The sequence below is a fragment of the Microbacterium sp. CFSPD4_SD4 genome (genome assembly GCF_057364585.1).
Genome location: NZ_JBNFOC010000001.1, coordinates 691,658 through 714,392, shown reverse-complemented (window position 1 = coordinate 714,392; position 22,735 = coordinate 691,658). Strand labels below are relative to the sequence as shown.

General features: G+C 69.2%; 22 protein-coding genes. 21 read left to right on the top strand and 1 reads right to left on the bottom strand.

All coding sequences use genetic code 11. From position 1 onward, the window contains the following. Positions 1-36: 36 nt before the first annotated feature. The 17 genes from murC (at position 37) to AC2W7E_RS03515 (ending at position 17,533) form a co-directional block, all read left to right on the top strand. Positions 37-1,437 carry a UDP-N-acetylmuramate--L-alanine ligase gene (gene murC, locus AC2W7E_RS03595; protein WP_485988545.1) on the top strand — a complete coding sequence of 467 codons (1,401 nt, stop codon included), beginning with the start codon at positions 37-39 and terminating at the stop codon, positions 1,435-1,437. 3 nt (positions 1,438-1,440) lie between these two features. Continuing rightward, positions 1,441-2,364 carry a cell division protein FtsQ/DivIB gene (locus AC2W7E_RS03590; RefSeq protein ID WP_485988544.1) on the top strand — a complete coding sequence of 308 codons (924 nt, stop codon included), beginning with the start codon at positions 1,441-1,443 and terminating at the stop codon, positions 2,362-2,364. A gap of 162 nt (positions 2,365-2,526) precedes the next feature. Next, positions 2,527-3,681: a cell division protein FtsZ gene (gene ftsZ, locus AC2W7E_RS03585; protein ID WP_025105084.1), complete on the top strand. Its 1,155-nt coding sequence runs from the start codon at positions 2,527-2,529 to the stop codon at positions 3,679-3,681. Next, complete coding sequence (locus AC2W7E_RS03580) at positions 3,678-4,385, top strand: YggS family pyridoxal phosphate-dependent enzyme (protein WP_485988543.1); 708 nt, start codon at positions 3,678-3,680, stop codon at positions 4,383-4,385. The genes ftsZ and AC2W7E_RS03580 overlap by 4 nt, the downstream gene beginning before the upstream one ends. A gap of 43 nt (positions 4,386-4,428) precedes the next feature. Next, positions 4,429-4,908: a cell division protein SepF gene (locus AC2W7E_RS03575; protein ID WP_485988542.1), complete on the top strand. Its 480-nt coding sequence runs from the start codon at positions 4,429-4,431 to the stop codon at positions 4,906-4,908. Between the two features lie 3 nt (positions 4,909-4,911). Next, positions 4,912-5,211 (top strand): YggT family protein, encoded by a 300-nt coding sequence (locus AC2W7E_RS03570; RefSeq protein ID WP_025105081.1) that lies wholly within the window; start codon positions 4,912-4,914, stop codon positions 5,209-5,211. Between the two features lie 181 nt (positions 5,212-5,392). Next, positions 5,393-5,995 carry a DivIVA domain-containing protein gene (locus tag AC2W7E_RS03565; RefSeq protein ID WP_485988541.1) on the top strand — a complete coding sequence of 201 codons (603 nt, stop codon included), beginning with the start codon at positions 5,393-5,395 and terminating at the stop codon, positions 5,993-5,995. A 9-nt stretch (positions 5,996-6,004) separates the two neighbouring features. Beyond that, positions 6,005-6,577: a signal peptidase II gene (gene lspA / locus AC2W7E_RS03560; protein ID WP_485988540.1), complete on the top strand. Its 573-nt coding sequence runs from the start codon at positions 6,005-6,007 to the stop codon at positions 6,575-6,577. Positions 6,578-6,579: 2 nt separating this feature from the next. After that, on the top strand, positions 6,580-7,500 hold the full coding sequence (locus tag AC2W7E_RS03555) for an RluA family pseudouridine synthase (protein WP_485988539.1): 921 nt from the start codon (positions 6,580-6,582) through the stop codon (positions 7,498-7,500). 56 nt (positions 7,501-7,556) lie between these two features. Beyond that, positions 7,557-8,138, top strand: coding sequence for a GNAT family N-acetyltransferase (locus AC2W7E_RS03550; RefSeq protein WP_485988538.1), 582 nt, complete (start codon positions 7,557-7,559; stop codon positions 8,136-8,138). Positions 8,139-8,169: 31 nt separating this feature from the next. Beyond that, positions 8,170-8,772, top strand: a complete 603-nt coding sequence (locus AC2W7E_RS03545; protein ID WP_025105076.1) for an RNA polymerase sigma factor — start codon at positions 8,170-8,172, stop codon at positions 8,770-8,772. Beyond that, on the top strand, positions 8,747-9,811 hold the full coding sequence (locus tag AC2W7E_RS03540) for a hypothetical protein (protein WP_366215481.1): 1,065 nt from the start codon (positions 8,747-8,749) through the stop codon (positions 9,809-9,811). The genes AC2W7E_RS03545 and AC2W7E_RS03540 overlap by 26 nt, the downstream gene beginning before the upstream one ends. A 38-nt stretch (positions 9,812-9,849) precedes the next feature. After that, positions 9,850-13,368 (top strand): DNA polymerase III subunit alpha, encoded by a 3,519-nt coding sequence (gene dnaE / locus AC2W7E_RS03535; RefSeq protein ID WP_485988537.1) that lies wholly within the window; start codon positions 9,850-9,852, stop codon positions 13,366-13,368. A 67-nt stretch (positions 13,369-13,435) separates the two neighbouring features. After that, the gene (locus AC2W7E_RS03530) at positions 13,436-14,698 is read left to right on the top strand and encodes a prolipoprotein diacylglyceryl transferase (RefSeq protein WP_485988536.1); all 1,263 of its coding nucleotides are present in this window, start codon (positions 13,436-13,438) and stop codon (positions 14,696-14,698) included. A gap of 1 nt (position 14,699) precedes the next feature. Further along, positions 14,700-16,004 (top strand): histidinol dehydrogenase, encoded by a 1,305-nt coding sequence (hisD, locus tag AC2W7E_RS03525; protein ID WP_485988535.1) that lies wholly within the window; start codon positions 14,700-14,702, stop codon positions 16,002-16,004. A gap of 10 nt (positions 16,005-16,014) precedes the next feature. Further along, positions 16,015-16,485 (top strand): transcriptional regulator NrdR, encoded by a 471-nt coding sequence (nrdR, locus tag AC2W7E_RS03520; RefSeq protein ID WP_025105071.1) that lies wholly within the window; start codon positions 16,015-16,017, stop codon positions 16,483-16,485. Between the two features lie 10 nt (positions 16,486-16,495). Next, positions 16,496-17,533 carry a quinone-dependent dihydroorotate dehydrogenase gene (locus AC2W7E_RS03515; RefSeq protein WP_485988534.1) on the top strand — a complete coding sequence of 346 codons (1,038 nt, stop codon included), beginning with the start codon at positions 16,496-16,498 and terminating at the stop codon, positions 17,531-17,533. Here the strand turns inward: AC2W7E_RS03515 and AC2W7E_RS03510 are convergent. Further along, a complete protein-coding gene (locus tag AC2W7E_RS03510; RefSeq protein ID WP_060921218.1) occupies positions 17,508-18,080 on the bottom strand; it encodes a DUF3043 domain-containing protein in 573 nt (190 codons plus the stop codon). The genes AC2W7E_RS03515 and AC2W7E_RS03510 overlap by 26 nt on opposite strands. A gap of 45 nt (positions 18,081-18,125) precedes the next feature. Between AC2W7E_RS03510 and AC2W7E_RS03505 the strand changes: the two genes are divergently transcribed. The 4 genes from AC2W7E_RS03505 (at position 18,126) to ctaD (ending at position 22,732) form a co-directional block, all read left to right on the top strand. After that, a complete protein-coding gene (locus AC2W7E_RS03505; RefSeq protein ID WP_025105068.1) occupies positions 18,126-19,529 on the top strand; it encodes a dipeptidase in 1,404 nt (467 codons plus the stop codon). Positions 19,530-19,596: 67 nt separating this feature from the next. After that, positions 19,597-19,959 (top strand): iron-sulfur cluster insertion protein ErpA, encoded by a 363-nt coding sequence (erpA, locus tag AC2W7E_RS03500; RefSeq protein ID WP_025105067.1) that lies wholly within the window; start codon positions 19,597-19,599, stop codon positions 19,957-19,959. A 109-nt stretch (positions 19,960-20,068) separates the two neighbouring features. Then, positions 20,069-20,995, top strand: a complete 927-nt coding sequence (ctaC, locus tag AC2W7E_RS03495) for an aa3-type cytochrome oxidase subunit II (RefSeq protein WP_062634011.1) — start codon at positions 20,069-20,071, stop codon at positions 20,993-20,995. Positions 20,996-20,998: 3 nt separating this feature from the next. Beyond that, a complete protein-coding gene (gene ctaD / locus AC2W7E_RS03490) occupies positions 20,999-22,732 on the top strand; it encodes an aa3-type cytochrome oxidase subunit I (RefSeq protein ID WP_371513639.1) in 1,734 nt (577 codons plus the stop codon). The last annotated feature ends 3 nt before the right edge of the window (positions 22,733-22,735 follow it).

Here is a 22,735-nt window from a genome sequence, read left to right as displayed (position 1 = left end):
CGCCCGGACGCGAACGAAAAGTAGACTGAAGCGGACATGATCAGACCCGACCTCTCCCTCCCCATCCCCGACACGATCACCTCCGCGCACTTCATCGGCATCGGTGGATCCGGGATGAGCGGACTCGCCAAGATGTTCCTCGACGCGGGTATCCGCGTCTCCGGCAGCGACCGCGCCGACAGCGACAACCTGCGGGCGCTGGCCGACGCGGGGGCGACGGTCCACGTCGGTCACGATGCCGCCCACCTCGGCGACGCCGACACGGTCGTGCACACCGGCGCCATCTGGCCGGAGAACCCCGAGTTCGTCACCGCCAAGGAGCGGGGCCTGCACGTCATCCACCGGTCCCAGGCGCTGCACTGGCTGATCGGCACGCGGCGCCTCGTCTCGGTGGCGGGTGCGCACGGCAAGACGACCTCGACGGGCATGATCGTCACCGCGCTGCGTGACCTCGGCGCCGATCCGCACTTCGTCAACGGCGGCGTCATCGAGCAGCTCGGCACGTCCAGCGCGACCGGGAGCGGCGACCTCTTCGTCATCGAGGCCGACGAATCGGACGGCACCTTCCTCCTCTACGACACGGCGGTGGCGCTCATCACGAACGTCGACCCCGACCACCTCGACCACTACGGCTCGGACGAGGCCTTCCACGACGCCTTCGTGCGGTTCGCGGACGCCGCGTCGGAGGCGGTCGTCATCTCCAGCGACGACCCCGGCGCGCTCCGGGTGCTGGCAGGACTGTCCCACCCGCGGGTCCTGACGTTCGGTCAGGCCGAGGGTGCCGACGTCCGGGTCAGCGAGATCGTCACGGCAGGTCCCGTCGCCGCGGTCGTCTCGCACGGCGGGGAGACCGAGCGCATGCAGCTCGCCGTCCCCGGCGTGCACAACGCGATCAACGCCACCGGGGCGGTCGCCGTGCTGCTCGCGCTCGGGCACCCGCTCCGCGACGCCGTGCGCGCCGTCGAGGGCTTCGCGGGGACCGTCCGTCGTCTCGAGCGTCATGGCGAGGAGCGCGGGGTCACGGTCTACGACGACTACTCCCACCACCCGACCGAGGTGCGTGCGGCGCTCGAAGCCATGCGCAGCATCGCCGGCTCCGGACGGTTGATCGCGATCCAGCAGCCGCACACCTACTCGCGGACGCAGCACATGTACCAGGAGTTCGCGGACGTCCTGGAGGAGCTCGCCGACCACACCGTGATGCTGGACGTCTACGGCGCCAGAGAAGATCCGGTGCCCGGCGTCACCGGCGAGCTGGTGAGCGGCGCGTTCCACGACCCCTCCCGCGTGCACTTCGTCGCCGACTGGCAGGAGGCGGCCGACTACACGGCATCCGTGGCGACCGACGGCGACTTCGTCGTGACCCTCGGCTGCGGCAACGTCTATCAGATCATCCCGCAGGTGCTGGACTCGCTGCGCCGGACCGACGGGGCGTAGCCCATGCGCCGGCCGCCCCCGCTCCCGAGCGCCCCGGATGCACCGGAGGAGACGGACGCCGCATCCGCGCGCAGCCTCCGCCGCCGCGGTGCCGCTCCGTCGCCGGCGGACGAGGCTGTCCAGGACGATCTCGTCGCCCCCGGGGTCGAGGGGGAGCAGGAAGCGGCCGTCCCGAGCTCCTCGATGGACGTCTGGCGGGCTGCGCGCGCGCGTCGCAAGGCCCTCCGCGCGGAGATCCGTCGGTTCACCCAGCGCTCGCGTCGGCGCCGCATCACCTGGCTGAGCGTCGTCGGCGCGATCGTGCTGCTGATCGGCGGAAGCGTGGCGGCGGCCTACAGTCCGCTCTTCGCGGTCGAGCGCATCACGGTCACCGGGACGACCACGATCGATCCGGCGGTGATCGAGGGTGCGTTGGCGGACCAGATGGGCACGCCGCTCGCGCTCGTCGACACCAGTGAGGTCAAGGCCGCGCTGCTGGCCTTCCCGCTCATCGAGACCTACGCGCTGGAGGCGAGACCCCCGCACGACCTCACGGTCCGCATCGTCGAGCGCACACCGATCGGCGTGATCGAGTCCGATGCCGGCTTCACCCTCGTGGACGCCGCGGGCGTCGCGCTCTCGACGACCGAGGAGCGCCCGGCAGGTCAGCCGCTCGTCGAGGTCGAGGGCGGCGTGGACTCCTCGGCGTTCCGCAGCGCCGGGCTCGTCGTGCGTGCCCTCCCCGCCGACATCCGCAGCGCCCTCACCGGCGTCCGTGCCTCGACGGCGGACGACGTGACCCTCACCCTCGACTCCGGCCTCACGGTCGTGTGGGGGAGCGAGGAAGACAGCGCGCTGAAGGCGCTCGCGCTCTCCGCGGCGCTCGTGAAGAACCCCACGGCCTCGTCGATCGACGTGACCTCGCCCGACGTCGCGGTCGTCGGCTGAACGCTTTCCGCAGGAATGGCGCGACACGCCCACGGCGTTGCGGGCGCGCGGGCGGGGGGCGCTTACCTTCGATCTGAGAGAACGCAATACCGGGAAATACTTTACACCTCTAGTTGAGGTTTAAGGTTCCCCCTTCCAGGCTCTACTAATCGGAGGCCGGCCATGAGCCAGAACCAGAACTACCTCGCCGTGATCAAGGTCGTCGGCGTCGGCGGTGGCGGCGTCAACGCCGTCAACCGCATGATCGAGCTCGGTCTCCGCGGAGTCGAGTTCATCGCCGTGAACACCGACGCCCAGGCGCTGCTCATGAGCGACGCCGACGTCAAGCTGGACGTGGGCCGCGAGCTCACCCGCGGCCTCGGTGCCGGTGCCGACCCCGAGGTGGGTCGTCGTGCCGCAGAGGACCACGCGGAGGAGATCGAGCAGGCGCTGACCGGCGCCGACATGGTCTTCGTCACCGCCGGAGAGGGCGGTGGCACCGGAACGGGTGGCGCTCCCGTCGTCGCCCGCATCGCGAAGTCGATCGGTGCGCTCACCATCGGTGTCGTCACGAAGCCGTTCTCCTTCGAGGGGCGTCGCCGCCAGAGCCAGGCCGAGGCGGGCGTCGCGAAGCTGAAGGAAGAGGTCGACACCCTCATCGTCGTCCCGAACGACCGTCTGCTCGAGATCAGCGACCGCGGCATCTCGATGATCGAGGCGTTCGCCACCGCCGACCAGGTCCTCCTCGCCGGTGTGCAGGGCATCACCGACCTCATCACGACCCCCGGTCTCATCAACCTGGACTTCGCCGATGTGAAGTCGGTCATGCAGGGAGCCGGATCCGCCCTGATGGGCATCGGCTCGGCCCGCGGCGCCGACCGCGCGATCAAGGCGGCGGAGCTCGCCGTCGAGTCGCCGCTGCTCGAGGCCTCCATCGAAGGTGCCCACGGGGTGCTGCTCTCGATCCAGGGTGGCTCGAACCTCGGCATCTTCGAGATCCACGACGCGGCGGACCTCGTCAAGGAGGCCGCGCACCCCGAGGCCAACATCATCTTCGGTACGGTCATCGACGACACGCTCGGCGACGAGGTGCGGGTGACCGTGATCGCCGCGGGCTTCGACGGCGGGGAGCCCTCGCTGCGACTGGACCCGATGGTCGTCTCGCGTCCCTCGACCGCGTCCCTTCCCGAGGTGGCGCTGTCGGAGACCAGCGAGCCTGCGGCCGAGAAGAGCACGCCCGAGCCCGCCCCGGCGCCCGCGGCACCGCGCACGCCGGCGACGAGCATCGAGCCGGCCTTCGCCGACGACGACATCGACATCCCCGAATTCCTGAAGTGACGACACCGGTCGGCGCCTCGGCGCCATCGGATCTGGCCGCGCGGCTGTCGGCGATCGACGACAAGATCGCCGACGCCGCGCGTGCCGCCGGGCGGTCTCCCGCGGAGATCACCCGGATCGTCGTCACGAAGTTCCACCCCGCTTCGCTGGTGCGCGATCTGCACGCCCTCGGAGTGCACGCGGTGGGGGAGAACCGGCAGCAGGAGCTCACCGCCAAGGCGGGCGAGCTCTCCGCGCTCGACCTCGAGTGGCACTTCATCGGACAGGGACAGACGAACAAGGCCGCGGCGATCAGGCGGAGCGCCGACGTCGTGCACTCCGTGGACCGTGACCGGTTCGCCGATGCCCTGCATCGTGCCGCAGAGACCGACGAGGTGCTCGACGTGCTCGTGCAGGTGAACCTCACCGAGGACGAGGGCAGGGGAGGGGTGGAGCCGGCGTCGGCGGTGGCGTTGGCCGAGCACGTGCTCAGCCTGCCCTCGCTGCGGCTCCGGGGCGTGATGGCCGTCGCGCCCCTCGTCGAGGACCCCGCGAGCGCCTTCGCCCGTCTGCACCACATCGCCGCCGACGTGCGGACCGTCGCTCCCGACGCGACGTGGATCTCCGCCGGGATGACCGGCGACTTCGCCGAGGCCATCGCCGCCGGCGCGACACACCTGCGGATCGGTTCCGCAATCACGGGACCGCGCCCCGCCCGGGGTTAACCTGTGACAAGACCAGCCCGAAACGTTCGAACCGGAGGACACGATGGGTAACCCGCTGAAGAAGACCATGGTGTATCTCGGCCTCGCCGACGAGGAAGAGGTCTACGAAGAGGAGACGCCGGCACCCGCGCGCGCCCATCGCGAGCGCGAGCGTGAGCGCGAGCGCGAAGAGCCGGCTCCGGCCCCCGTCACGCCGCTCCGTCGTCCCGTCGCCGTCCGCCAGCCCGCAGCAGGAGCCGTGAACGAGATCCTCACCGTCCACCCGAAGCAGTACCGCGACGCCCAGCTGATCGCGGAGAGCTTCCGCGAGGGCGTCCCGGTCATCATCAACCTCTCCCAGATGAGCGACGCCGACGCGCGCCGCCTCATCGACTTCGCGAGCGGTCTCTCCCTCGGCCTCTACGGCCGGATCGAGCGGGTGACCTCCAAGGTCTTCCTGCTCTCGCCGGAGAACATCGCGGTGTCCGGTCACGGGGGTATCGCGCACGCAGACGCCGAGTCTGCGGGCTTCGACCACTCGTAGACCGTGCAGCTGGTCTCGGTCCTCGCCAGCATCGTCCATCTGGTGCTGCTGGTCTACATCCTCGTGCTCTTCGCGAGGCTCATCCTGGATTACATCCCGATGTTCAATCGGGAATGGCGTCCGAAGGGCTTCGGCCTCGTGGCCGCGGAGGCGGTGTACACCGTCACCGATCCGCCCATCCGGTTCTTCCGGCGGATCATCCCTCCGCTGCGCATCGGTCAGCTCTCGCTGGACTTCGGCTTCGCGCTGACCCTTCTGGTCGTCCTGATCCTGATGAACATCGTCCGGTTGTTCATCCGCTGACCACCCCGCGTGTCGCGCCCGGGGACGGCTGCGAGTTCTCCGAGCCTGGGTGTCGTGGCATCGCGACCCCAAGGCTCGGGGGCTATGCTGGCACCCAGGTGCGCGCCCCGGGTTCGCGCCACATCACGAACACGCCATACATCGGTACTGGCAATCGAACTCATCGAAAGAGGAGCCACCCATGGCACTTACCCCGGATGACGTCGTCACCAAGCAGTTCCAGCACGTCCGCTTCAAGGACGGCTTCGACCCGGACGAGGTCGACGACTTCCTCGACGAGATCGTCATCGAGTGGCGCAAGGCCCTCGAGGAGAACGCCGAGCTGAAGGCGAAGCTCGCCGCGTACGAGTCGGGTTCCACCCCTGCTCCCGCTGCCGCCGCCGAGCCGGCTGCCGCTGCATCCACCCCGGCCCCCGCGGCCGAGGCCCCCGCCGCCGACGCCGCACCGACCGGCTCCGCCACCGCCACCGCCGGCATCATCGAGCTCGCGCAGCGTCTGCACGACGAGCACGTGGCCGAGGGTGAGGCCAAGCGCAACCAGCTCATCTCCGAGGCCGAGGCCGAGGTCGCCCGCATCCGCACGGAGGCCGAGGCGAAGCAGCGCGAGGAGACCGCGCGCCTGGAGCGCGAGCGCAACACGCTGGAGGCCCGCATCACCGAGCTGCGCAACTTCGAGCGCGACTACCGCTCGCAGCTCCGCGGCTACATCGAGGGTCAGCTCCGCGAGCTCGACGAGAAGTCGGCGTCCACGGACTCCACGCCGGTCTCCGCGATCGGCCTGTAAGGCGCCCTCTTGTCAGGACGTCGTCCCCTTCGTCGGTCGGCGGCCGGCGCGATCGTTGCGATTCTCGCAGCGGTCGTGCTGGCCGCCGATCAGTTTGTGAAGTACCTCACCATCGAGAACCTGCCGCTGCACGAGGCGGTCCCGGTTCTCGGAGAGTTCCTGCAGCTCTACTACGTGCGCAATCCCGGCGCGGCGTTCTCGCTCGGCTCTGGCGTGACGTGGATCTTCACCATCGCCCTCGTGGTCGTCGCGGGCGTCATCGTCTGGAAGGCGTTTGGCCTGCGGTCGCGTCTCTGGGCGGTCGTCCTCGGCTGCCTCCTCGGGGGCGTGCTGGGGAATCTGTCGGACCGTCTGTTCCGGGAGCCCGGGTTCCCCGTGGGTCACGTCGTGGACATGATCTCCATGCCGTGGATGATGCCGGCGATCTTCAACGTCGCCGACATCTTCATCGTCACCGGGATGATCTCGGTCGCCCTGCTCGTGGTGTTCGGCCTCCGGTTCGACGGCACGCGTGAGCGCGACCACGCCCCGGTCGAGACCGACGAGGACGCCGAGGCCGCCGCCGCGTCCGAGGGGCGCTGAGCGTGGAGTCCCGCTCGCTGCCCGTCCCGGACGGGCTCGACGGCACGCGGGTCGACGCCGCCCTCGCCAAGCTCCTCGGGTTCTCGAGGACCTTCGCGGCGGAGGTGGCCGCGTCCGGCGGCGTCCGCCTGGACGGCGTCACCCTCGACAAGTCGGACCGCCTGCGGGGCGGTGCCTGGCTCGATGTCGAGTGGGAGCCGAAGGAGGGGCCGAAGATCGTCCCCATCGCGGTGCCTGAGCTGGGCATCGTCTACGACGACGACGACATCGTCGTCGTCGACAAGCCGACGGGCGTCGCCGCCCACCCCTCGCTCGGGTGGGAGGGCCCCACGGTCGTCGGTGCGCTCGCCGCCGCGGGGTTCCGCGTCGCGACCAGCGGTGCACCGGAGCGTCAAGGCGTCGTGCACCGGCTGGATGTGGGGACGAGCGGACTCATGGTCGTCGCCAAGAGCGAGGCCGCCTACACCGCTCTCAAGCGGGCGTTCAAGGAGCGCACAGTCGAGAAGATCTACCACGCGGTGGTGCAGGGGCATCCGGACCCGCTCGTGGGCACGATCGATGCGCCGATCGGTCGGCACCCGAACCACTCGTGGAAGTTCGCCGTCGTCCCGGACGGCAAGCCCTCCATGACGCACTACGAGACGCTCGAGGCTTTTCCCGGTGCCTCCCTGCTCGAGATCCACCTGGAGACGGGCCGTACGCATCAGATCCGCGTGCACATGGCGGCGCACCGGCACCCGTGCGTCGGGGACCCGCTCTACGGCGCCGACCCGACGCTTTCGGCCCGCCTCGGACTCACGCGTCAGTGGCTGCATGCGCATCAGCTGGCCTTCGCCCATCCGACGACGGGGGAGTGGGTGCAGTTCGCCTCGCCCTATCCGGAGGACTTCCAGCACGCGCTGGACGTGCTGCGCGGGGAATAGTCCATCCGCCGGGGCGTCAGCGCGCCGGTGTCCGTGGTCTCCGCCACACTGACCGCATGAGCATCGTGGTGCGCCCGGCGACGGTCTTCGACGACGTCGCCGCTGTCGTGGGACCGAAGAAACCGACGTCGAATGTCTGCTTCTGCCTGAGCTATCGGATCGGCAACAAGGAGAACGTCTCCCTTCGCGGTCCCGCACGGGCCGAGCGGGTGCGTGAGCTCTGCCACCAGGATCCTCCTCCCGGCGTGCTCGCCTACCTCGACGACGAGCCGGTCGGCTGGGCGGCGTTGCACCCTCGGCGCGACACGAGCTTCGCGCGCAATCGCCTCATCCCGCATGTCGACGACCTCGACGTGTGGTCGCTGTGGTGCTTCCGGGTCCGCCCTGGGCACCGCAAGCAGGGGGTCTCCCACGCTCTCATCGAAGGCGCGGTCGCCTACGCCAGGGAACGCGGCGCGCCCGCGATCGAGGGCTATCCGGTCGACAACGCCGGGGCGAAGGTGAATCTCACGATGGCGTACGTCGGGACCCAGCGGCTCTTCGAGGGCGCGGGGTTCGAGAAGGCGGCGGACACGGGTTCGGTCCTCGACGGCTTCCCTCGCGTGCTCATGCGGCTGGACCTCCGCGAGAAAGCGTGAACCGGATTCCGCTTCCCGGGCAATACAGAGTGTGAACACAGACAGCGAGGTCATCGCCCGGTCGCTCGACGAGCCGCGGGCGTTCTCCGCCATCTTCGAGCGGCACGTGCGCCCGGTCGGCGGGTACATCCGGCGGCGGGTCGGCGAGGATGCGGTCGACGACGTGCTCAGCGAGACGTTCCTGGTCGCGTTCCGCCGTCGGGCGTCTTTCGATCTCGATGTCGTGTCGGCCCTCCCGTGGCTCCTCGGTATCGCCACGCGGATGGTCAAGCGGCATCGTGCCGCCGAAGTGCGGCAGTGGCGGGCTTTCGAGGCTACGTCCGCCGCGGCCGGACCCGGCGAGCACCCGTACGCGGCCTCGGATGCGCGGCTGGACGCCGACGCGGCCCTGCGAGCGCTCGCACCCCGCATCGCCGGTCTTCCCGCCCGAGACCGCGATGTGCTTCTCCTGCATGCGTGGGGCGACCTCACATACGAGCAGATCGCCGAGGCCCTCGGCATCCCGGTCGGGACGGTGCGGTCGCGGCTCCACCGGGTGCGACGACGACTCGCCCCGCCGGGTTCGCGCGGGCAGACCCGACTGACATGGATGGCGAAGGAGGAGAGCGATGCTGCTTATGGAACGAGTGCGTGACCTCGGTGCGGATCGGGCGGAACCGTCGGAGGAGAGCGTCCGTCGAGCCCGCGCCGCTCTGGCGACCGCGGTGTCCGCCGCACATGCTCCGCGGGGCGGGCGACGACGGGCGCGGGTGTGGACCGGCCTCGTCATCGGGGGGCTGACGGCCGGAGCCGCGGTGGTGGCGCTGGGCGCCGGAGGCCTCCTGTTCCCGGTGATGCCCGATGCCGCCGCTGCGGCGGTGCTCGAGCAGGCGGCGAGCGTCACCGTCGACGCCCAGGACCTCGCCCCGGGCGCGGGACAGTACATCCGGATCGAGACCGTCGACGAGTTCGTCCAGTTCTGGGATGGAGACGCCGCCGACGACGGCGACGACGACACCTTCGCCTTCAACGCCTCCCGCGACACGGGGGACGCCGCCGTCCTGGTCAGGGACACGCGGGTGCTGTACGTCCCTGCCGACCGCTCGGCGGACTGGTTCTACGACTGGGGGAACGCCGAAGTCGTACGGTCGTTCGGCGCGCAGGGCACGCGCGCCGCACAGGAGTGGCCCTCGTCACCCGGAGCGGCGATCCGCGAGCGCGGCACTGTGCAGGTCCTCCCGGGCGGCGCCTGGCCGGTCGGCGACGGCGATCCGGCACCCGTCCCGCACCTGGCGGACGGCTATCGCCCGTACTACGAGGAGATGCCGCGGGAACCGTCGGCGTTGCGGGACTGGCTGCGTGCCCGCTCCGGCCTGACCGGTGCGGAGGGTGATCGGTGGGTGGTGGCGAGCCTCTCCGACCCGTCCGCGATCAACCTCATGCCGGCCGAGCTGAGAGCGGCCTTCTTCCGCGCGATCGCCTTGATCCCGGGATTCGAGCTGGTCGACGAGGGTGACGGCACGGCCACGCTGCGCTATGCGGTTCCCGGCCACCGGACGACGACCATCGTCGTCGACACGGATCACGGACTCGTGGACTCGATCGCTGAGGGCTACGGGTCAGGAGGGGTCATCGGCGACACGCCGGAGTCGACGACGAGCGTCGTCACCGAGGTGGTGGACGAGGTGCCGTGAGGCCGGCCGATGTCGATGGCCGAACGTAGACTCGAAGCATGGCATCCGACTCCTTCGTCCACCTGCACGTGCACAGCGAGTACTCGATGCTCGACGGGGCTGCGAAGATCAACGCGATGACGCAGGCGGCCGCCGATTACGGCATGCCGGCGATCGCGGTGACGGACCACGGGAACACCTTCGCGGCGTTCGAGTTCTACAACGCCGCGCGCAACGCCGGCATCAAGCCCATCGTGGGTCTCGAGGCGTACGTCACCCCGGGCACGCACCGCAGCGACAAGACCCGCGTGCAGTGGGGCTCGGCAGACCAGCGCAGCGACGACGTGTCGGGTTCGGGCGCGTACACCCACATGACCATGTGGAGCCAGAGCACGGAGGGCATGCACAACCTCTTCCGGCTGAGCTCGCTGTCGAGCATGGAGGGGTACTACTTCAAGCCGCGTATGGACCGCGAGCTGCTCCAGACGTACGGCAAGGGGCTCATCGCCACGACGGGGTGCCCGTCCGGCGAGGTGCAGACGCGGCTGCGGCTCGGCCAGTACGACGCCGCCCGCGCGGCCGCAGCGGAGTTCCAGGACATCTTCGGCAAGGAGAACTACTTCGCCGAGATCATGGACCACGGCCTGTCGATCGAGCGCCGGGTCATGACGGATCTGCTGCGTCTCGCGAAAGACCTCGGCATCCCGCTCGTGGCGACCAACGACTCGCACTACACCCACCAGCACGAGGCCGACGCCCACGCGGCCCTGCTGTGCGTGCAGTCCGGCTCCACGCTCGACGACCCGAACCGCTTCAAGTTCGACGGCGACGGGTACTACATCAAGACCGCGGCCGAGATGCGGCAGCTCTTCCGGGACCACCCGGAGGCCTGCGACAACACGCTCCTGATCGCCGAGCGCTGCGAGGTGGAGTTCAACACCTCGGCGAACTACATGCCGCGGTTCCCGGTCCCCGAGGGCGAGACCGAGGACAGCTGGCTCATCAAGGAGGTCGAGAAGGGCCTCCACTACCGGTACCCGAACGGCATCCCGGACAAGGTGCGCAAGCAGGCCGAGTACGAGACCGGCATCATCCTCCAGATGGGCTTCCCCGGGTACTTCCTCGTCGTCGCCGACTTCATCAACTGGGCCAAGGACAACGGCATCCGGGTCGGTCCAGGGCGCGGCTCCGGTGCGGGTTCGATGGTCGCCTATGCGATGAAGATCACCGACCTCGACCCTCTCGAGCACGGTCTGATCTTCGAGCGGTTCCTCAACCCGGACCGCGTGTCGATGCCCGACTTCGACGTCGACTTCGACGACCGCCGCCGCGGCGAGGTCATCGAGTACGTGACTAGGAAGTACGGGTCCGAGCGGGTCGCACAGATCGTCACGTACGGCACGATCAAGTCGAAGCAGGCCCTCAAGGACGCCGGTCGTGTCCTCGGCTTCCCGTTCAGCATGGGAGAGCGGCTCACCAAGGCGATGCCCCCGGCCGTCATGGGGAAGGACATGCCCCTCGACGGCATGTTCGACTCCGCGCACCCGCGCTACAAGGAGGCGAGCGAGTTCCGGGCTCTCATCGAGACCGACCCCGAGGCGAAGACGGTCTTCGACCGCGCGCTCGGCCTCGAGGGGCTGAAGCGGCAGTGGGGCGTGCACGCCGCCGGCGTCATCATGTCGTCCGAGCCCCTGCTCGACATCATCCCGATCATGCGTCGCGAGCAGGACGGTCAGATCGTCACGCAGTTCGACTATCCGTCGTGCGAGTCCCTCGGTCTGATCAAGATGGACTTCCTGGGCCTCCGGAACCTCACGATCATCTCGGACGCGCTCGACAACATCCGCATGAACCGGGGCGAGGAGCTCGATCTCGAGCACCTCGGTCTCGACGACCCCGCCGTCTACGAACTGCTGGCCCGCGGCGACACGCTCGGCGTCTTCCAGCTCGACAGTCCGCCGCTGCGCTCGCTGATGCGGCTCATGAAGCCCGACAACTTCGGTGACATCTCGGCCCTCATCGCGCTGTACCGTCCCGGGCCGATGGGAGCCAACTCCCACACCAACTACGCGCTGCGCAAGAACGGGCAGCAGGAGATCACCCCGATCCACCCCGAGCTGGCGGAGCCGCTCGCCGAGATCCTGGAGGAGTCCTACGGGCTCATCATCTACCAGGAGCAGGTCATGGCGATCGCGCAGAAGGTGGCCGGGTTCAGCCTCGGTCAGGCCGACATCCTGCGCCGAGCGATGGGAAAGAAGAAGAAGTCCGAGCTGGACAAGCAGTACGCGGGTTTCGCGGCGGGCATGACCGAGCGCGGCTTCGGGGAGGGAGCGGTCAAGGCTCTCTGGGACATCCTCCTGCCGTTCTCGGACTACGCCTTCAACAAAGCGCACTCCGCTGCCTACGGGCTCGTGTCGTACTGGACCGCCTACCTCAAGGCGCACTACCCGGCCGAGTACATGGCCGCCCTCCTCACGAGCGTCGGCGACTCGAAGGACAAGATGGCGCTCTACCTGAACGAGTGCCGCCGGATGGGGATCAAGGTGCTCCCGCCGGACGTCTCGGAGTCGATCAACTTCTTCGCGGCCGTCGGCGACGACATCCGCTTCGGTCTCGGGGCGGTCCGCAACGTCGGCACGAACGTCGTCGACGGCATCGTGCAGTCGCGCAAGGATGAGCGGTTCACCTCCTTCCATCACTTCCTCGACACGGTGCCGCTGCACGTCGCCAACAAGCGCACGGTGGAGTCGCTCATCAAGGCCGGCGCCTTCGACTCGATGGGGGACACCCGGCGGGCGCTCCTCGAGATCCACGAAGACGCCGTGGAGGCGGCCGTCGACAGGAAGCGCAACGAGGCGCAGGGCGCCATCGGGTTCGACTTCGACAGTCTCTATGACGGCATGGAGGAGGCGGCACCCGCGAAGGTCCCTCCGCGTCCGGAGTGGATCAAGAAGGACAAGCTCGCCTTCGAGCGCGAGATGCTCGGCCTCTACGTCTCGGATCACCCGCTCGCGGGTCTCGAGGTGCCGCTGGCCAAGCACGCCTCGATCTCGATCCACGACCTCAACAACTCCGAGGACCTGCAGGACGGCGATCAGGTCACCGTGGCGGGCCTCGTCACGAGCGTGCAGCACCGTGTGGCGAAGGCGAGCGGCAACCCCTACGGCATGATCACCGTGGAGGACTTCAACGGCGAGGTCACCGTGATGTTCATGGGAAAGACCTACCTCGAGTTCCAGCACACGCTGCAGCAGGATGCGATCCTCGCCGTGCGTGGGCGCGTCTCCCGCCGCGACGACGGCCTGAACCTGCATGCCCAGTCCGCCTTCGCGCCCGACGTCGGCTCCTTCGATGCGGCAGGGCCCCTGGCGCTCGTCCTCGCCGAGCAGCGCGCGACGGAACGGGTCATGACCGAGCTGGCCGAGGTGCTCCGACGGCACAGCGGCGACACCGAGGTGCTGCTCCGCGTGCACCGCGGAGGCACCGCGAAGGTGTTCGAGGTGCCCATGCCCGTGAAGGTGTCGGCCGACCTCTTCGGCGACCTCAAGTCGCTGCTCGGACCAACCTGTCTGGGGTGAGCGGGTAGGATCGGGAGCCGTCGAGAGCACCGGAAAGTCGTGGTGCGCCGATGAGGAAAGGACGACTATGAGCACGGATCTTCCCGAGCCGGATGCCGAGGCGGTGTTCAGCGACGAGGACGGCGTCCTCTACGACGACGAGGTCACGCCGGAGTACGGCATCCTCGGATTCACGCTGCGCGAGCTGCTGATCGTCGGAGTCTGGCTGGTCTCCTTCCTCGTGTCGTTCTTCCCGCTCAGCGGGGGGATCTCGCTCTGGGGCATCGGCATCCAGTGGATCCTGCCGATCGGCGTGCCGACGGTCGCCGTGTTCCTCCTCGTCCTCCGGCGGTTCTCGCCCGACGGCATCCGCCGCGTGGGGTCGCTCGGCATCGATCAGTTCGCCTCCGTGGCCTTCTCGGTCTCGGCGTGCGTGTGGGCCGGCAACCTGTGGCTCGCCCTGTCGGCCGTCATCTCCACCGGCAACTGGGGTCTGCCCTGGAACGCTGTCGTGCAGGTCATCACCTCGACCGCGCTCGTCGTGCTCACCGTCTTCGCCCCGCTCATCCCGGGCCTCAAGGAGGACTTCCAGGGGCGTCTCGTCACGCTGGCGCACCGCAACGCGAACCCGGTCCGCCCCGTGATCCCTCGTCCGCGTCCCGAGACGACCACGGACACCACCGCCGCCGCGGAGGCCGACGCGTCGCCGTCCGTGGCCACCGCGGCTCCGGCGGAGGATGAGACCGCCGTGATCGCGACTCCCGACAGCGCATCGTCGACGGCGGATGTCGCTCCTGCAGAGGCCCGCACCGCTGATGCGGCCTCCGATGAAGGCTCCGATGACGCCGCCGACGACGGGATCGCGGACGACGCGGGTCGGGTCCCGCTCACCGCGCACGCCTCCGGAGGGGGAACCGGAACCGTTCCCGTCTCCTCCGAGCCGGAGTACGCCCCGCCGTACTCGCGTCGCTCCCGTGGCGAGCAGCCCGAGATCGTGTCGGACACCGGCAGCATCGAGTCCCTCCTCGGAGCCAAGGCGCTCACCGAGGAAGAGCTCGCCGCATACCGGGAACCGGAGGCGGACGACGCGACCGCCGTGCACCCGGTCGTCGGCGACAGCCGTGAGGACGGGTACGCCGCGCCGCGCGAGAGCGCGGACGTGGCGCAGCCCTTCTGGATCCTCGCGCCGACGGAGCGCGACGTGCACGACGAGCGCGGCGAGCCGATCTTCCGTATCGGTCCGACGGCCTGGGCCCTCGTGATCGAGGATCGGGGCGGCGCGTTCGTGGTCCGTCATGACGACGGCCGCATCGGCTACCTCCACGACATCGCCGGCATCACGAAGGGCTGACATGCGCACGATCGATCTGCGGGGGCGCGAGCTCTCGCCCGCCGACATGCTCGCGGCCGTCCCGCGCGCGACTCAGGCGCGGGCCGAGGCTCTGGACACCGCCGCGCGTCTCGTCGACGATGTCCGGGAGCGCGGCGAGGAGGCCCTCCGCGAGCAGGCGGAGCGCTTCGACCGCGTCACCGGCCACGCGGTGCGGGTGCCCGCGTCCCACCTCCAGGAAGCTCTGGAGGGGCTGGCCCCCACAGTGCGCGCGGCCCTGGAGGAGGCGATCCGACGCGTGCGATCGGCGTCGGCCGCGCAGGTGCCGGCCCCGCAGGTCACACGTTTCGGCGACGGCGCGACCATCACGCAGCGCTGGCAGCCGGTCTCCCGCGTCGGGGTCTACATCCCCGGCGGCAAGGCCGTCTACCCGTCGAGCGTCGTCATGAACGTCGTGCCCGCGCAGGTCGCCGGGGTGCAGCAGATCGCCCTCGCCTCGCCACCGCAGGCGGATGAGGACGGCCGCGTGCACCCGACCATCCTGGCTGCGGCCGCGCTGCTCGGGGTCTCCGAGGTCTACGCCATGGGCGGAGCCGGAGCCATCGGAGCCCTCGCCTACGGCGTCGGGAGCTTGGGACTCGATCCCGTCGACGTCGTGTCCGGACCGGGCAACAACTACGTCGCCTCCGCGAAGCGCGCCGTCGCGGGCGTGGTCGGCACCGACTCCGAAGCCGGGGCCACCGAGATCCTCGTCGTCGCGGACGCCACGTCCGACCCGCGGCTCATCGCCGCCGACCTCGTGAGCCAGGCCGAGCACGACGAGCAGGCCTCTGCCGTCCTCGTGACGGACTCCGCGGAGATCGCGGAGCAGGTCAGGGGAGAGGTCGAACGGCAGGCGGGGCGCACGCGGCACAGCGAGCGCGTCGCGGCCGCACTGTCCGGACCGCAGTCGGCGATCGTGCTCGTGGACGATCGGGCGATGGCTGTCGCGTTCAGCAACGCGTATGCCCCGGAGCACCTGGAACTGCACCTCGCGGATGCGGAGGAGGCGGCAGCCGCGTTCACGAGCGCCGGTGCCGTCTTCGTCGGCGATCAGACCCCGGTCAGCCTCGGCGACTACATGGCCGGGAGCAACCACGTCCTGCCCACCGGAGGGCAGGCGCGCTACGCCCCGGGCCTGGGCGCCTACACGTTCCTCCGCCCGCAGCAGGTCGTCTCGTACGACCGTGCCGCTCTGGCTGCGGTCCGGGAGGGCGTGGTCGCATTGGCCGACACCGAGGTGCTCCCCGCCCACGGCGAGGCGATCGAGGCCCGTTTCACCGCGTAGGATCTGTCAGATGCACTGCCCCTTCTGCCGTCACCCCGATTCGCGCGTCATCGACTCGCGCACCAGCGACGACGGTCTGTCCATCCGTCGGCGTCGTCAGTGTCCGGAATGCGGCGGACGGTTCTCGACGACGGAGACCGCGAGCCTGAACGTCATCAAGCGCTCGGGCGTCATGGAGCCCTTCAGCAGGGAGAAGGTCATCTCCGGTGTCCGGAAGGCCTGCCAGGGGCGGCCCGTGACGGAGGCGGACCTGGCGATCCTCGCTCAGCGCGTGGAGGAGGCGGTCCGGCAGACGGGGGTCTCCCAGCTCGACACGAACGAGATCGGCCTCGCCATCCTCGGCCCGCTGCGTGAGCTCGACGAGGTCGCCTTCCTCCGCTTCGCGAGCGTCTACCAGGCGTTCGACTCGCTCGAGGACTTCGAGTCCGCGATCAGCGACCTCCGGGCCGACCACGCGAAGGCGGAGGCGGCGGACCGGTAATCTGGCAGGGATGTATCCGCTGCTCTTCCGCGCCGTCCTCTCGCGCTTCGACCCCGAGTTCGCCCACCACGCAGGCATGGCGGTGATCCGCGTCCTCGGTGTGCCGCCGTTCTCGTGTGCCACCCGTGCGATGACCCGGCCGGACCCCTCGCTGCGGGTCGAGGCCCTCGGGCTCACGTTCCCGTCCCCGTTCGGCGTCGCAGCCGGGTTCGACAAGAACGCCGTCGGGGTCCGCGGACTCGCGGCGCTCGGCTTCGGCCACGTCGAGGTCGGCACGATCACGGCAGTCCCGCAGGAGGGCAACCCGAAGCCGCGCCTGTTCCGGCTGGTCGAGGACCGGGCGGTCATCAACCGCATGGGCTTCAACAACCGGGGCGCGGATGCCGCAGCCCGCCGCCTCGCCCGGCTCCGCCGCGGCGCGCCGGACACGGTGATCGGCGTGAACATCGGCAAGAGCCGCGTGGTGGACGTCGAGGACGCGGTCGCCGACTACGTCGCCTCTGCCACCAGACTCGCTCCGCTCGCCGACTATCTCGCGGTCAACGTCTCGTCGCCGAACACCCCAGGGCTGCGGGGCCTGCAGGCGGTCGAGACCCTGGCGCCGCTGCTGCGCGCCGTCCGCGACGCGGCCGGGTCCACCCCGCTGCTCGTGAAGATCGCCCCCGATCTGCCGGACGACGAGATCACCGCGATCGCGCGGCTCGCCGTCGACGAAGGGCTCGCGGGGATCATCGCCCACAACACGACGATCAGCCGTGACGGCCTGCGGACCGATGCGGCCGTGGTCGAAGCGGCCGGCGCCGGGGGGCTTTCCGGGGCTCCGCTCAAGCAGCGGTCGCTGGAGGTGCTCCGGGTCGTCCGTGCGGCGGTGCCGGAGGACTTCTGCGTGATCGCGGTGGGCGGTGTGGAGACGGCCGCCGACGTGCAGGAGCGTCTGGATGCCGGGGCGACCCTGGTCCAGGGCTACACGGCGTTCCTCTACCGCGGCCCGTTCTGGGGCCGCGAGATCAACCGCGGACTGGTCAGTCGGGGTACTGCCCGCGCTTGACCTGCGGCTTGGGCAGGCGCATGAAGCGCATCTGCAGCGCCCGCATGCCGGCGTACCAGCCGAGACCCTTCTCGACGCGGTCCTTGCCGAACTTCGCGGCCGCCTTGCGCTTGACCCGCATGCCGAGGAGGATCATGCCGCCGATCGCGATCACGAGGTACGCCATCATGAACAGGTACGCGTAGAACGAGATCATCATGTTCGTCGGCAGCAGCGAGGCCAGGATGACGAGGACCATGACGCCCATGACGAACTCGGCGGGGTGCCAGCCGGCATCGACGTAGTCGCGCACCCACCGACGCTGCGGGCCCTTGTCGCGCGCGGGGAGGTACTTCTCCTCACCGGCGGCCATGCCGGCCTGTGCCTTCGCGCGGCGCTCGTTGAGCTCGGCGCGGGCCGCAGCCTTGGCCTCCTTCGTGTTCGCCACGAGGGGGCGGCGGCGGGCGGCCTCCTGCTCGGCGCGGGTCGGCGTCGCGCGTCCCTTGCCGACGGCAGGCGTCTGGGGGGCGTCGTCGTTCGTCGAAGGGGAGGCGGGGGTAGTGGCCACGAGGTTCCTCGGTTCGCTGGGGTGGGTCGCCTTAAGATTACTCGCATGACCTCACCTGCACTTCCCAGCGAGTCCGACGCCGCCGTCCTCGAAGCAGTCGCCACCGGTATCCCGTCCGCGCTGTCGGACCTCGGGAACCTCGTGCGCATTCCCGGCATGGCCTGGCCGGCCTTCGACCAGACGCAGCTCGAGCGCAGCGCCGACGCCGTCGCCACGCTCGCGCGCGGCACCGGTGTCTTCGACGAGGTGAGGGTGCTCCGTGCCGACATCCCCGGCACCGACGAGCAGGGCCAGCCCGCCGTCCTCGCGACGCGCGCGGCACGCAACGGGAAGCCGACGATCCTCCTCTACGCCCACCACGACGTGCAGCCTCCGGGGGAGGACGCCCTGTGGGAGACGCCGCCGTTCGAGCCGACGGTGCGTGACGGCCGCCTGTACGGACGCGGCGCCGCGGACGACAAGGCCGGCATCATGGCACACATCGGCGCGATCCGCGCGGTCGCCGACGTGCTCGGCGACGACCTCGACCTCGGGATCGCGATGTTCGTCGAGGGGGAGGAGGAGTACGGTTCGCGGTCATTCGCGCAATTCCTCTCCGACAACAAGGACGCCCTCCGCGCCGACGCGATCGTCGTCGCGGACTCGGGCAACTGGGACTCCGTCACGCCGGGCCTGACCGTCTCCCTCCGCGGCAACGCACGCTTCACCCTGAAGGTGCGCACGCTCGACCACGCGTCCCACTCCGGGATGTTCGGTGGCGCGGTGCCCGACGCGATGATGGCGACCGTGCGTCTCCTCGCCACGCTGTGGAACGAGGACGGCTCCGTCGCGGTCGAGGGCATGACCGCTCGGGACGCCGAGACACCCGAGTACACCGAGGAGACGCTGCGCGACGAGGCCGGGCTCCTCCCGGGGACGACGCCCATCGGCGACGGCACGATCCTCAGTCGCATCTGGAACAAGCCCTCCGTCACCGTGATCGGCATCGATGCGACGAGCGTCGCGGCGGCGTCGAACACGCTGCTCCCGGAGGTGACCGTGGTCATCAGCGCACGTGTCGCCCCCGGACAGTCCGGCCAGGAGGCCTACGAGGCTCTCGAGCGGCACCTCCGCGCCCACGCCCCGTTCGGCGCCGAGCTGACCTTCTCGGACGTCGACCTCGGCAACCCCTTCCTCGTGGACACGAGCGGGTGGGCGGTCACCCTCACCCGCGACGCGATGCGCGACGGGTACGGGGTCGCTCCGGTGGACCTGGGCGTCGGCGGGTCGATCCCGTTCATCGCCGACCTCGTGCGCGAGTTCCCGGAGGCGCAGATCCTCGTGACGGGCGTGGAGGATCCGCACTCCCGCGCGCACAGCCCGAACGAGTCTCTGCATCTCGACACCTTCCGGCATGCCGTGGCGACCGAGGCCCTGCTCCTCGCCCGCATGAACGCGCGGGAGATCTGAGCCTTCCGTCCGCACCGGCGGTAGAATCGTCGAAGAGCACGTACCCGGCCCCGTCACGAGGAGCGACATGAGCGACACCACCCTGTCCGCAGAGACCACCCGCGCACACGGCGTCAAGCTGACGGACGCCGCCGCCACGAAGGTGAAGAACCTTCTCGAGCAGGAGGGCCGGGACGACCTCCGGCTGCGTGTCGCCGTGCAGCCCGGCGGCTGCTCGGGCCTGATCTACCAGCTCTACTTCGACGAGCGCTACCTCGAAGGCGACGAGACCGTCGACTTCGACGGTGTCGAGGTCATCGTCGACAACATGAGTGTTCCCTACCTCGACGGCGCCTCGATCGACTTCAAGGACACCATCTCGGAGCAGGGCTTCACCATCGACAACCCGAACGCGGCGGGCAGCTGCGCCTGCGGCGACAGCTTCCACTGACACGTTCTTCCCGCGAACGGCCGCCGTCACGTCCCGTGGCGGCGGCCGTTCCGCTTCTCAACCTGCATGGTTGGCATGAATCAGGTGTGAGGTTGCTCTAGACTTGGACATGCCTTGTCCGCGATCTGAAAGGTGCATCGTGCCCTCGAAACGCCGCCTTCGTTGGGCCGCACTCCCTGTGGGAGTTGTGGCAGCTGTGGCTCTGGCGGGATGTACTCCCACCGAGCTGAACGGCTTTCTTCCGGGCTTCGTGGATGGTGGTCCGGCAGCAACCAACCAGACGGAGCGCGTGTCGTCCCTCTGGGTGAACTCCTGGATCGTGCTCCTCGCGGTGGGTGTCGTCACCTGGAGCCTCATGGCCTGGGCTGCGATCGCGTATCGCCGCCGCAAGGGCCAGACCGGCCTCCCGGTGCAGATGCGCTACAACATGCCGATCGAGATCTTCTACACGATCGTGCCGCTCATCCTCGTGCTGGGCATGTTCTTCTTCACGGCTCGCGACCAGACCGAGATCGAGACGAAGTGGGACGACCCCGACGTCGAGATCACCGCGATCGCCAAGCAGTGGGCGTGGGACTTCCAGTACAACGGCGAGACCGAGGAAGACACCGTGTGGACCATGGGCATCCAGGCCCAGCCCGACGCGGAAGGCAACATCGACCAGGCGGAGCTGCCGACCCTGGTGCTGCCGGTCGACCAGAAGGTCACCATCAACCTCCAGTCGCGCGACGTCATCCACTCCTTCTGGATCATCGACTTCCTCTACAAGAAGGACATGTTCATCGGGAAGGACAACTCCTGGTCCTTCATCCCCACCCGCGAGGGCGAGTACGCCGGCAAGTGCGCCGAGCTCTGCGGCGAGTACCACTCGATGATGCTCTTCAACGTGAAGGTCGTCTCGCAGGATGAGTACGCCGCCTACCTCGAGACGCTCGAGGAAGAGGGCAACACCGGGGACATCACCGACGCGTACGACCGTCTCTCGAACCTCCCCGGCACCTCCGGGAAGACCGACACCGAGGAAGGAGAGGAGTAAGCCATGTCGACCACTGAAGCTCCTCGCACCGACGAGGCACCTCGCTCCCGTCCCACCACCCTGCCCGCGCGCCAGGCTGCTCTGATGAGCTCCTCCCGCGTCGAGCAGAAGGGCAACATCGTCGTCAAGTGGATCACCTCCACGGACCACAAGACGATCGGGTACATGTACCTCATCGCCTCGGTGATGTTCTTCCTTCTGGGTGGCGTGATGGCGCTGGTGATCCGTGCCGAGCTGTTCGCTCCGGGGATGCAGATCGTCCCGACCAAGGAGCAGTACAACCAGCTGTTCACGATGCACGGCACGATCATGCTGCTGATGTTCGCGACGCCGCTGTTCGCCGGCTTCGCGAACGCGATCCTGCCGCTGCAGATCGGTGCGCCGGACGTCGCCTTCCCGCGTCTGAACGCCTTCGCCTTCTGGCTGTTCCTGTTCGGCTCGACCATCGCGGTCGCCGGCTTCCTCACCCCGCAGGGTGCGGCCTCGTTCGGCTGGTTCGCGTATCAGCCCTTGGCCAACGCGTCGTTCTCGCCAGGAGCGGGCGGAAACCTCTGGATGCTCGGTCTCGGCATCTCGGGCTTCGGTACCATCCTCGGTGCGGTGAACTTCATCACGACGATCATCACGATGCGTGCCCCGGGCATGACGATGTGGCGCATGCCGATCTTCAGCTGGAACACGCTCATCACCAGCCTCCTGATCCTGATGGCCTTCCCGGTGCTGGCCGCGGCGATCTTCGCCGCCGCCGCCGACCGCGTGCTCGGTGCGCACATCTACGACCCGGCCAACGGCGGTGTCCTGCTCTGGCAGCACCTCTTCTGGTTCTTCGGCCACCCCGAGGTCTACATCATCGCGCTGCCGTTCTTCGGCATCGTCTCGGAGATCTTCCCGGTGTTCAGCCGCAAGCCGATCTTCGGGTACAAGACCCTGGTCTACGCGACGATCGCGATCGCGGCCCTGTCCGTCGCCGTGTGGGCGCACCACATGTACGTCACCGGCTCCGTGCTGCTGCCGTTCTTCGCCCTGATGACGATGCTCATCGCGGTGCCCACGGGTGTGAAGATCTTCAACTGGATCGGCACGCTCTGGCGCGGCTCGGTGACGTTCGAGACCCCGATGGTGTTCTCGCTCGGCTTCCTCGTGTCGTTCGTCTTCGGTGGCCTCACCGGTGTGATCCTCGCGGCCCCGCCGCTGGACTTCCACCTCAGCGACAGCTACTTCGTCGTGGCGCACTTCCACTACGTGGTGTTCGGCACGGTCGTGTTCGCGATGTTCGCCGGCTTCTACTTCTGGTGGCCGAAGTGGACGGGTCGCATGCTGAACGAGCGCCTCGGCTACGTGCACTTCTGGATGCTGTTCATCGGCTTCCACATGACCTTCCTCATCCAGCACTGGCTCGGTGTCGACGGCATGGTGCGTCGCTACGCGGACTACTCCGCGGCGGACGGCTGGACGTGGCAGAACCAGGTCTCGACGATCGGTGCGATCATCCTCGGCGCCTCGATGCTGCCGTTCTTCCTGAACGTCTGGATCACGGCGCGGAAGGCGCCGAAGGTCACCGTGAACGACCCCTGGGGCTACGGTGCCTCGCTGGAGTGGGCGACCTCGTGCCCGCCGCCGCGGCACAACTTCACGTCGATCCCGCGCATCCGCAGCGAGCGCCCGGCGTTCGACCTGAACCACCCGGAGGCCGCGGAGTTCGCGACCACCGCACCCGGCGAGCGAGAGGGCCACTGAGCC

Excerpts from the sequence above, each read along its gene's own strand:
- ftsZ (WP_025105084.1), top strand. The coding sequence starts at position 2,527 with ATGAGCCAGAACCAGAACTACCTCGCCGTGATCAAGGTCGTCGGCGTC.
- erpA (WP_025105067.1), top strand. The coding sequence starts at position 19,597 with ATGAGCGACACCACCCTGTCCGCAGAGACCACCCGCGCACACGGCGTC.
- dnaE (WP_485988537.1), top strand. The coding sequence starts at position 9,850 with ATGGCATCCGACTCCTTCGTCCACCTGCACGTGCACAGCGAGTACTCG.
- AC2W7E_RS03540 (WP_366215481.1), top strand. The coding sequence starts at position 8,747 with ATGCTGCTTATGGAACGAGTGCGTGACCTCGGTGCGGATCGGGCGGAA.
- murC (WP_485988545.1), top strand. The coding sequence starts at position 37 with ATGATCAGACCCGACCTCTCCCTCCCCATCCCCGACACGATCACCTCC.
- AC2W7E_RS03530 (WP_485988536.1), top strand. The coding sequence starts at position 13,436 with ATGAGCACGGATCTTCCCGAGCCGGATGCCGAGGCGGTGTTCAGCGAC.
- ctaC (WP_062634011.1), top strand. The coding sequence starts at position 20,069 with ATGCCTTGTCCGCGATCTGAAAGGTGCATCGTGCCCTCGAAACGCCGC.
- AC2W7E_RS03575 (WP_485988542.1), top strand. The coding sequence starts at position 4,429 with ATGGGTAACCCGCTGAAGAAGACCATGGTGTATCTCGGCCTCGCCGAC.
- AC2W7E_RS03565 (WP_485988541.1), top strand. The coding sequence starts at position 5,393 with ATGGCACTTACCCCGGATGACGTCGTCACCAAGCAGTTCCAGCACGTC.
- AC2W7E_RS03515 (WP_485988534.1), top strand. The coding sequence starts at position 16,496 with ATGTATCCGCTGCTCTTCCGCGCCGTCCTCTCGCGCTTCGACCCCGAG.
- AC2W7E_RS03505 (WP_025105068.1), top strand. The coding sequence starts at position 18,126 with ATGACCTCACCTGCACTTCCCAGCGAGTCCGACGCCGCCGTCCTCGAA.
- nrdR (WP_025105071.1), top strand. The coding sequence starts at position 16,015 with ATGCACTGCCCCTTCTGCCGTCACCCCGATTCGCGCGTCATCGACTCG.
- AC2W7E_RS03550 (WP_485988538.1), top strand. The coding sequence starts at position 7,557 with ATGAGCATCGTGGTGCGCCCGGCGACGGTCTTCGACGACGTCGCCGCT.
- AC2W7E_RS03590 (WP_485988544.1), top strand. The coding sequence starts at position 1,441 with ATGCGCCGGCCGCCCCCGCTCCCGAGCGCCCCGGATGCACCGGAGGAG.
- hisD (WP_485988535.1), top strand. The coding sequence starts at position 14,700 with ATGCGCACGATCGATCTGCGGGGGCGCGAGCTCTCGCCCGCCGACATG.
- ctaD (WP_371513639.1), top strand. The coding sequence starts at position 20,999 with ATGTCGACCACTGAAGCTCCTCGCACCGACGAGGCACCTCGCTCCCGT.